Source organism: Dietzia aerolata (genome assembly GCF_014144865.1).
Taxonomy (GTDB): Bacteria; Actinomycetota; Actinomycetes; order Mycobacteriales; family Mycobacteriaceae; genus Dietzia; species Dietzia aerolata.
This window is the reverse complement of sequence record NZ_JAALDM010000079.1, coordinates 1-9,413: the sequence shown is the minus strand read 5'-3', so window position 1 is coordinate 9,413 and position 9,413 is coordinate 1. Positions and strand designations below refer to the sequence as shown.

General features: G+C 68.7%; 10 protein-coding genes. 3 read left to right on the top strand and 7 right to left on the bottom strand.

The annotated features are described in order from the left end of the window. Positions 1-152 precede the first annotated feature (152 nt). The 5 genes from rfbD to G6016_RS05745 all read right to left on the bottom strand — a co-directional run bounded on the left by rfbD (position 153) and on the right by G6016_RS05745 (position 5,697). On the bottom strand, positions 153-1,274 hold the full coding sequence (gene rfbD, locus G6016_RS05765) for a dTDP-4-dehydrorhamnose reductase (RefSeq protein ID WP_338403535.1): 1,122 nt from the start codon (positions 1,272-1,274) through the stop codon (positions 153-155). Further along, complete coding sequence (rfbA, locus tag G6016_RS05760) at positions 1,271-2,152, bottom strand: glucose-1-phosphate thymidylyltransferase RfbA (protein WP_182631731.1); 882 nt, start codon at positions 2,150-2,152, stop codon at positions 1,271-1,273. The genes rfbD and rfbA overlap by 4 nt, the downstream gene beginning before the upstream one ends. Next, a complete protein-coding gene (locus G6016_RS05755; RefSeq protein ID WP_182631730.1) occupies positions 2,149-3,288 on the bottom strand; it encodes a dTDP-glucose 4,6-dehydratase in 1,140 nt (379 codons plus the stop codon). Before G6016_RS05755 ends, rfbA begins: the two co-directional genes overlap by 4 nt. 10 nt (positions 3,289-3,298) lie before the next feature. After that, complete coding sequence (locus G6016_RS05750) at positions 3,299-4,441, bottom strand: YihY/virulence factor BrkB family protein (protein WP_182631729.1); 1,143 nt, start codon at positions 4,439-4,441, stop codon at positions 3,299-3,301. A gap of 182 nt (positions 4,442-4,623) precedes the next feature. Beyond that, positions 4,624-5,697 carry a YihY/virulence factor BrkB family protein gene (locus G6016_RS05745; RefSeq protein ID WP_182631728.1) on the bottom strand — a complete coding sequence of 358 codons (1,074 nt, stop codon included), beginning with the start codon at positions 5,695-5,697 and terminating at the stop codon, positions 4,624-4,626. A gap of 200 nt (positions 5,698-5,897) precedes the next feature. Between G6016_RS05745 and G6016_RS05740 the strand changes: the two genes are divergently transcribed. Further along, positions 5,898-6,293, top strand: a complete 396-nt coding sequence (locus tag G6016_RS05740) for a hypothetical protein (RefSeq protein WP_182631727.1) — start codon at positions 5,898-5,900, stop codon at positions 6,291-6,293. 75 nt (positions 6,294-6,368) lie between these two features. On the opposite strand, the gene G6016_RS05735 is transcribed toward G6016_RS05740, so the two are convergent. Further along, the gene (locus tag G6016_RS05735) at positions 6,369-7,289 is read right to left on the bottom strand and encodes a hypothetical protein (protein ID WP_182631726.1); all 921 of its coding nucleotides are present in this window, start codon (positions 7,287-7,289) and stop codon (positions 6,369-6,371) included. Between the two features lie 61 nt (positions 7,290-7,350). On the opposite strand from G6016_RS05735, the gene G6016_RS05730 reads away from it, so the two are divergent. Beyond that, entirely contained in the window at positions 7,351-7,863 is a 513-nt protein-coding gene (locus G6016_RS05730) for a ferritin (protein ID WP_182631725.1), read from the top strand. 143 nt (positions 7,864-8,006) lie between these two features. On the opposite strand, the gene G6016_RS05725 is transcribed toward G6016_RS05730, so the two are convergent. Then, positions 8,007-8,816 carry a 3'(2'),5'-bisphosphate nucleotidase CysQ gene (locus G6016_RS05725; RefSeq protein WP_182631724.1) on the bottom strand — a complete coding sequence of 270 codons (810 nt, stop codon included), beginning with the start codon at positions 8,814-8,816 and terminating at the stop codon, positions 8,007-8,009. 129 nt (positions 8,817-8,945) lie between these two features. Here G6016_RS05725 and G6016_RS05720 point away from each other — a divergent pair. Continuing rightward, the coding region (locus G6016_RS05720) for a sulfite exporter TauE/SafE family protein (protein ID WP_182631723.1) at positions 8,946-9,413 on the top strand (468 nt) is incomplete at its 3' end.

Below are 9,413 nucleotides of genomic sequence, written 5' to 3'. Positions count from 1 at the left end.
GTCGTCGGCGCCGGCGAGCATCACCACCGCGTCGGCGGGGGCGAGCTCGTCGGCGCGGGGTTGGAGGAGGAAGGCGCCCCACGCGGTCAGTGCGGCGGCGCCCGTCACCGCGAGCACGACGGTCACCACCGCCGCGCGTCGGACGTGTCGCTTCACCGCGGCGCGTCACCGCCGGAACCGCCGGAGTCACCAGAATCACCGAACGAGTGCCCGTCACCGTCGGCGGGGCTGACCGAATCCGATGAGGACGACGACGACAACGTCCCCGCCGCCCCCGCAGACGGCTTCGCCTGCACCTGCTCGGCCTCCGTCTCCCGTACCGACGCGAAGTAGACCATCCCGCGGAAGAGACTCTTGGTCCAGTCATCGAGGGGTGACAGTCCCAGCGACCGCCAGGCAGTGTCGGCGAGGACCGAGAATGCGGGGCGGGGTGCGGGCCGGGGGAATTCGTCGCTGCTGCAGGGACGCACCCGCTCGGGGTCGGCGCCGAGCTGGCGGAAAACCCGTTGGGCGAGGTCGAACCAGGTGGCGCGGCCCGCGTCGGTGACGTGGTGGATGTTGCCGCTGGTGTCGATCCGGCCGGCCTTCTCCGCGGCGAGCATCTCGAGGATCTGTGAGGTCAGCGTGGAGACGTCTGTGGGCGATCCCCACTGGTCGTTGACGACGTTCAGCGTCTCGCGCTCGGACTCCAGCCGGATCATGGTGGCCACGAAGTCGCTGCCGGGGTGGTTCTCGAGCACCCGCCACGCGCCCGTGTAAAGCCACGCGGTCCGGATGATCGTCGCCTCCGGCAGCTCCTCGTGCACGGCACGCTCCCCCGCGAGCTTGGTCCGGCCGTACACCGTGACCGGTCCGGTGGGGTCATGCGGCTGCAGCCCGGGCGCGGTCGCCGGGTCAACGCCGCCGGGTACCTGGCCGGAGAACACATAGTCGGTGCTGATGTGGATCATCCGGATGCCGCGGTCGGCGCACCCCTGGGCCACGTTCCGGGCGCCGTCGATGTTGACGATGGCCGCCCCGTCCTCATCCGACTCCGCGCCGTCGACGTTGGTGTAGGCGGCGGCGTTGATCACGACCTCCGGCGCGTACGCATCCAGCACCGACGCGACGGACCAGGGGTCGGTGATGTCGAGCTCATCGCTGCCCAGGGCGACGGCCTTGCCGCGGGCGGACTTGCCCAGCGACCGCCCGAGCTGGCCACGGCCCCCGGTCACGAGGATGCGCGGCAGACCGCTCGGGCCTGTCTCCCAGTCGGTCCCGTCCGCCGGCGTCACGGCCTGCGCCCCTGCTCGCGGCGGAGGATGTTCAGAAGGTAGGCGCCGTAACCAGACTTGAGCAGGTCCTGTGCACGCGCGGCGAGCTCGTCGTCGTCGATATATCCCATGCGCCAGGCCACCTCTTCCGGGGAGCCGATCTTCAGGCCCTGGCGGTCCTCGATCGTGCGGACATAATTCCCGGCATCCAGCAGCGAGTCGTGGCTGCCGGTGTCGAGCCAGGCGGTGCCGCGGGGCAGCACCTCGACCTGCAGTCGGCCCTCGCGCAGGTAGTGGCGGTTGATGTCGGTGATCTCGTACTCGCCGCGCGCCGACGGCTCGAGCCCGCGGGCCACGTCCACCACGTCCGCGCTATAGAAGTAGAGGCCCGGGACCGCGAAGTCCGAGGCCGGATTCTCGGGCTTCTCCTCGAGGCTGACCGCGCGGCCCTGCGCGTCGAAGTCGATCACCCCGTACTCCTGCGGGTTGGACACCTGGTAGGCGAACACCGCGCCACCGTCGAGGTCGGAGAACCGGCGCAACTGGGTGCCCATGCCGGGGCCGTAGAAGATGTTGTCGCCCAGCACGAGCGCCACGGGCTCGTCGCCGATGTGGTCCGCGCCCAGCACGAACGCCTGCGCCAGCCCGTTGGGCTCGGCCTGCTCGACGTAGCTCAGCGTGATCCCGAACTGCGAGCCGTCGCCGAGAAGCCGCCGGAACTGCGGCGCATCCTCCGGGGTGGTGATGACCAGGATGTCGCGGATTCCCGCCAGCATGAGCGTCGACAGCGGGTAATAAATCATCGGCTTGTCGTACACCGGCATGAGCTGCTTGCTCGCGGCCAGAGTGAGCGGCCGCAGTCGAGTGCCGGCGCCGCCGGCCAGAACAATGCCCTTCACAGCACCTTCTCCGTGGTCGCGTACCTGGCCTCGACCTGCTCCTTGACCGGCTCCCACCAGTCGCGATGAGCGGTGTACCAGTCGATGGTCTGCTGCAGGCCCTCGCGCAGGTCGGTGTGCCGGGGCTCCCAGCCCAGTTCGGCCCGCGTGGCGGTGGCGTCGATCGCGTACCGCAGGTCGTGGCCGGGGCGGTCGGTGACGTGGTCGAATCCCGGGTCGCCGCTGCCGCCGCCCGCACCTCCGCTACCGGCGCTGCCGCCGGTGCCCGCGACGCCCATCAACTCGCAGATCGTCTGCATGACCTCCAGGTTGGACCGCTCGCCATCGGCGCCGATGAGATAGGTGCGGCCCAGATCGCCGTGGGACAGGATCTTGAGTACGGCCGCGTTGTGGTCGTCGACGTGGATCCAGTCCCGCACGTTGGCTCCACTTCCGTAGAGGCGGGGGCGACGGCCGTCGAGGATGTTGGTGATCTGCCGGGGAATGAACTTCTCCACGTGCTGGTACGGCCCGTAATTGTTGGAGCAGTTGCTCAGCGTGGCGCGGACCCCGAAGCTGCGGACCCAGGCCCGCACCAGCATGTCCGCACCGGCCTTGGTGGCCGAGTACGGGCTCGACGGGTTGTACGCCGTGGCGGGGGTGAACTTGCCCGGGTCGTCCAGTGCCAGGTCGCCGTACACCTCGTCGGTGGACACGTGGTGCAGCCGCACATCGTGGCGGCGGCACGCCTCGAGGATCGTGTAGGTGCCGACGATGTTGGAGTGCACGAACGGCCAGGGCGTGGCCAGCGAGTTGTCGTTGTGGCTCTCCGCCGCGAAATGCACCACCGCGTCGTCCGGGCCGGTGAGTTCGGCGACCAGCTGATCGGTGACCGAGGCATCCGCACAGTCCGCCTCGACCAGCTCGACGGTGGCACGCGGGGCTCCGCCGGCGGGGTCGATGGTGGCGTTGTCGTCGTCGTCACGGGGTTCTTCACCGCCGGGGGCCGGGCCGAGCAGGTCCTCCAGGCTCGCGCGGTTGGCGGCGTAGGTCATGGAGTCGAGGACGGTGATGTGGGCCGTCGGGTGCTCGCGGGCGACGGTGCGGACGAAGTTGGCGCCGATGAACCCGGCTCCCCCGGTGACGACGAGGCGCATGGACACAACCCTACCGCTGCGCGTCGGCGCGACCGGTCGCCACATGTTCGGTGGCGCGCGTGGGTGTGGCGGCTTTGGCAGGCTTGGCGGGTTCGGTGGACGGACGGGGCGTGGAGGACTCAGTGGACGTCGTGGAATCAGTGTGGTCGGAGGGCCCGGAGGGTTCGCGCCTGAGCGCCCGGTAGTCCGCGAGCATTTTCGCGCGGCGGCGGTCACGAGCATCGCTGGCGCGGGTATCACGCGGGACCACATGGAGCGCCTCAGCTGCGTCGAGGCCCGCGCGCAACTGCCGCACCCGCAGCACCTCGGCGTCCAGTCGGGCCCCGTACACCACCGCGATGTTCACCAGCCACAGCCACAGCAGGAAGATGATCACGCCGGCCAGGGAGCCGTAGACCTCGTTGAAGTTGCCGAAGTTGACGACGAAGAAGCTGAAGCCGGCGGTGGCGACACCGATGATGAGCAGCGCCGCGGCCGCACCTAGGGACACCCAGTGGAATTTGCGTCCGGAGATGTTGGGCGCGAAACGGTAGAGCATCGCCAGCGCGAGGATCGCGGCCGCGAGCGTGACCGGCCACATCGCCAACTCCCAGGCCCGCACGGCCGCACTGCCGAGCCCGATCCACCCGCCGACCGTCGCGGCCACCGGGCCGGTGAACACCAACGCCAGGCCGCCGAACGCGACGAGCACGATGAGCAGGGCCGTCAGGCCGAGGCCGGCCGGCATGACCCGCCACAGTGGCCGCCCCTCGTCGACCCCGAACACGCGGTTCATGGCGCGGCCCAGCGCCCACACGTACCGCGACGAGGACCACAGCGCGACTGTGGTGCCGACGATCAGCGCGAGCCCCGCGGCAGGCGTGGTGACCAACGACTCGATGGGGGCGCGGACCGGATCCAGGATCTCGTCCGGGGCGACGTCGGCGAGCATGCCCATCATGGCGTCCGCGGTCGCCGCGCCCTGACCGAACACCCCGAGCAGCGAGATGACCACGAGCATGGCTGGGAACAGCGAGAGCACGCCGTAGTAGGTGAGGGAGCCGGCGAGGTCGGGGCCGCGGTCGCGCAGGAACTCCGACACCGAGCGCCTGAGCACCAGCCAGACGATCCGCAATCGGCGCCCGATCGTCCGGCTCTCGCCCCGGGTAGTCATGTCACCGATTGTGGCCGGAGGTGGCGCGTAAGGCGGACTGCCGCGCCCGCACCCGCGCCGACCGCCCTGCCAGCCGCCCTGCCGACCGCGTCGAGAAGTGGGTTCGTCCCGCGTTTCGCGGGAGCGGGGTGCGCGGAAGTCACTTCTCGATGCGGGCCGGGGGCGGGGATGCGGGGCTCAGATCAGAAGCGGTCGCGGGCCTGCTCCGCCTGCGCCTCGCGGCGCACCTCGGCGGCTGAATCGATGGTCTTCTGCAGCTTCTCCTCCGCCTTGTCGCTGGCGCTGGAGTCGCGCGGCGGGAGCTGGATCTCCTCCTCGGCATGCATGCCGGCCTGGAGCTGGCGGGCGCGCTCGACCTCGGCGTCCACCTCGGCGCCGAACAGGAAGGCGTTGTTGGTGATCCACAGCCAGAGCAGGAACATGATGACGCCGGCCAGCGAACCGTAGGTCGCGTTGTAGCTACCGAAGTTGGTGACGTAGATACCGAACCCGACGGTGGCCAGCACCCACACCAGAAGTCCGACGACCGCGCCGAGGGAGAGCCACCGGAACTTGGGCTTGCGGACGTTCGGGGCGAACCCGTAAAGCAGCGCGAGAATGAGGACGACCACGAACACCAGGACCGGCCACTTGGCGATATCCCACACCATGACCGCGGTGGAGCCGAGACCGATCAGGTCACCCACCCAGCGGGCGACGGGCCCGCTGATGACCAGCAGCAGACCGGCGATGCAGATCAGGACGAGGATGGCGGCGGTGAGAAGGAGCATCGAGGGCTTGAGCTTCCAGAACGGGCGCCCCTCCTCGACCCCGTAGATCCGGTTCATCGCACGAGCGAACGCCCCGACGTAACCGGAAGCCGACCAGAGAGCACCGCCGATACCGGCGATCAATGCGAATCCGGCTGCCGGGGTGTTGACCAGCGAGTCGATGGGCCCGCGCAGTGCGGCGAGCGTCTCCTCGGGTGCCGCGCCCTCGATCATTTCCATCACCACATCGACGGTGGCCTCCCCCTGTCCGAAGACGCCGAGAAGAGAGACGACGGCGAGCAGTGCCGGAAACAGGGAGAGCACGGCGAAGTAGGTCAGCCCGGCGGCCTGGTCGGTGCACTGGTCGCGGGAGAACTCCCCCGGCGCCCGCGACAAACCGATCTTCCATGATCGAGTCTTGCTGACCGTGGCTGCGGTGGTCGGATTCTCATCAGGATGCGAATCTGGGATCGAATTGTCCGCGATGTCACTGCTACTCGTGCTCATACCAGGCGACCTTTCCACCGTCGGCTCGAGATCGCACCCGACCCGCCGAATCCGCACACGGATCATCGAATGGATCACACTTCCAGCCCGCCGGGATTGCAACTGACGCCAAGTGCGTTACCCTGATTGATGTCACGTCACCAAAGTGTCGTATCAACTAGAAGATTCCGTGAACCCCACCTGACCCCAAGGAGCACATCATGAGCCTGTCCAACGCCATCCTGCGTGGAGTCACCGGCGCGTTTGTCCTCAACTCCGGCCTGAGCAAGCGCGGCATGCCGACCGAGGCCGCCCAGGGCATGCAGGGATTCGCCGCCAGCGGCATCCCCGCGATGGCCAAGATGGATCCCGACACCTTCGGTAAGTTCATCGCCTACTCCGAGATCGGCGTGGGTGCGAGCCTGCTGACCCCGTTCGTGCCGAAGAAGATCGCCGGCGCCGCGCTCGGCGCCTTCTCCGCAGGGCTGCTGTCGATGTACTTCCGCAACCCGGCCATGACCGAGTCCGACGGCATCCGCCCGAGCCAGGAGGGCATGTCCCTGGCCAAGGACTCCTTCATGCTCGCGATCGCCGGGGCGCTGCTCACCGACAAGTGACCCACTGACGCCACCGAGCACTCACCGGCCCGTCCCGCGCCCTGCGTGGGACGGGCCGGTTCGCATTTCCGCGGCTTAATGCTCGTCGTCGGACTCGGCTTCGTCTTCCCCCGCTTCGTCCGCCGCGCGCTGGGCCTCCCATTCCTGCTTGATGCGGCGAGACTTTCGTGAATGGCGGACCGCCACCATGGCCAGAGCCACGCCGATCAACAGCGGGATCCACACCTTCGAGTACTCGAGCAGGAACTCGACCCACCCCGGCAGGTCCACTTCGGGCAGGTTGATCGACGGGAGGGTGATGTCCGGCCACGGGATACTCGGCAACGAGATGTCGGGCCACGGGATGTCGACGTCCGGCATCCGCTCGGAGATCCAGTCGATGACCGGGTTGATCAGTCGCCCCAGGATCGGGATGAGCACAATCATCGCGATCGCCCAGCCGGATTTTCCGACGCCCCCGGCAATCGGATAGAGCACCCGCTTCCAGGGCGAGTCCGCGATGTCGGCCAGCCGCGCCTCCGCCTCGGACCCGGGCGGCGGATCGAAATGCACCACCTCCCACCCCTCGCGGAACGTCACCTGTCGAACTTTTGTGTCCAGCACATTGCTGCGCATCAGCACCCTCGGCCCGGAGACCGCCGCGGGATTGCTGGTGAACTTGTCAGGCTTCGGCGGGTCGGCGGTGATCGACACCTTGTGATTACCGACCTTCCGGGCCCGCGCCACCAGGCCGCCATCACGCAGCAGGACGAACCCGGGACTGCTTGTCAGCGCGGTCGCGGGATCGGAGTCGGCAGTCGCGGAATCGGCGTCGTTGTCGTCGTCCTTCTTCTTTTCCTCGGGGAAACCCGGGTCGACCGTGCGCAACGAGGCCGCGTCACCCACCGCGACCTCCAGGGTGCCGTGACGCGGATGCTCCAGACTCCACACCTCAGGGGATGTCGGCCCGACGGCCGCACCCTCCCGATCCACCGGCGTGTCATGGTTCTCGGTCACCGGTGCACCGTACCCAAGGATTTCAGCCGTCGCACAGCGAGCAGGGCGTAGCCTTAAGGACATGAAGCTGAACGAGGAATTGGAAGCCAAGTTCAACGCGCAGATCACCCTGGAGTTCGAAGCCAGCCTGGTCTACCGGCAGTTGGCGATCGAGATGGACCTGGCCGATCTGCCCGGGATGGCCTCGTGGCTGCGGCGGCAGGCGGATGAGGAGATCGTCCACGCCAACAAGTTCATCGACCACCTGGACGCCCGTGGGAACCACCCGCGCATCGGGGACATCTCCACCGGACACATCACCGTCTCGGAGGATCCGCGGGAGACCTTCAAGACTGCCCTCGAGCACGAGAGGCGTGTGTCCGAATCGATCCGTGACCTCTACCGGGCGTGCGCCAAGGCCGAGGACATCGACTCGAACCCGCTACTCAACTGGTTCCTCGCCGAGCAGATCGAGGAGGAGGCCACCGTGGACGAAATCCTGGGACGCCTCGAGCACACCGGCGACGACGGCCCGGGACTGCTCCGACTCGACGACGAGCTCGCTGGACGCCCCAACGTCGGCACCGAGGCCTGACCGACACCGTCGACAGGGGCTCGTCACACGCCGGGCCCTGCCGAACCGCGGGGACACGGGCCCCGGCCTCAACTCCCCTATGGCCTACCGAACCCTGGCCTGCCGGACACCATCGATCCGGCAGGCCAGGGTTTTCTCGTAGGTCAGGCCGAGGCGATTGCCCCGAGAATGTCGTCCGCGAGCTCCGCGCGGCACACCACCAGATCCGGCAGGTACGTGTCCGCGACGTTGTACTCGAGCGGGTCGCCGTTGACCCGCAATGCGACAAAGCCGCGGGCCAGCGCCACGCCGGCGGGAGCAGCCGAATCCCACTGGTATTGCCCGCCCGCATGGATGTAGGCGTCAGCCTCACCGCGCACGACGGCCGCCGTCTTGGCCCCTGCCGAACCGAGCGGGACCAGATCTCCGCCCACCGCGCGGGCGACCGCATCCGCGAATGCAGGAGGGCGGGACGCCGACAGCACGATCCGCGGCCGCGAGTCCGTCCGCGGAGGTAAGAGCCCCCCACCGTCTACTCCGTGATGGCCGACCGAGGCGGCGTAGACCTCGTCGTCGTCGACCCCCAACACCACCCCGAGCGCAGGCAAGGATACCGCTGCGGCGGTGAGGCGTGACCGCGCCGGGTCGCCGGACCGTTCCCACAGGGCGACGTGCACGGCCCAGTCGGGGCGATCGCCGAGGCCGTATTCGCGGGTGCCGTCGACGGGGTCGATGATCCAGACGCGGTCGGCGTCGACGCGCGCGAGATCGTCCTTCGACTCCTCCGACAGGACCGCATCGTGGGGGCGCTCCGCGGCGAGCCGCTCGAGCAGCAGGGTGTTGGCGCGGCGGTCGCCGATATCGCCGAGCTCCCGCCCCGTGGGGCCCGACGTGCGCAGCTCGACGAGCAGGCGGCCGGCCTCCGCGGCGAGATCGACGGCGAGCTGCTGGTCCGGGGTGCGCGAGGAGGTCATGCGCTCCAGCCTAGGAGGCGTCGCTACGGCGCGGGTGGCGGATGGGCAGACAGGTCGGTCTAGACAGCGTGCGATTCAAAAGTTTAGTGTTTCACTAAACTTAATCGACACAATCAAGAAAGGGTCCCGATGAGAACTCTGATAGTCCTCGGCTTCGTCGGCGCAATCGCCCAGTTAATCGACGGCTCGCTGGGCATGGCCTACGGCGTCACCTCGACAACGTTGCTCGTCGCAGCAGGTATCGCACCCGCGGCGGCATCGGCTTCCGTGCACTTCGCGGAGATCGGCACGACGCTCGCCTCCGGGATCTCCCACCACAAACTCGGCAACGTCGACTGGCGGATCGTGCGCGTCCTCGCTGTCCCCGGCGCGATCGGCGCCTTCGCCGGGGCGACCGTGCTGTCGAGCCTCCCCGCTGATGCGGCCACCCCGGTCGTCGGCGCGATCCTGCTCGCGCTGGGCCTGTACGTGCTGTACCGCTTCCTCGCCCTGGGCGGGCGTCGGCCCGAGTTCCGCGGCCGCGTCCGCACCGGTTTCCTCGTGCCCCTCGGGCTGGTCGGCGGCACGCTCGACTCGCTCGGCGGCGGCGGGTGGGGG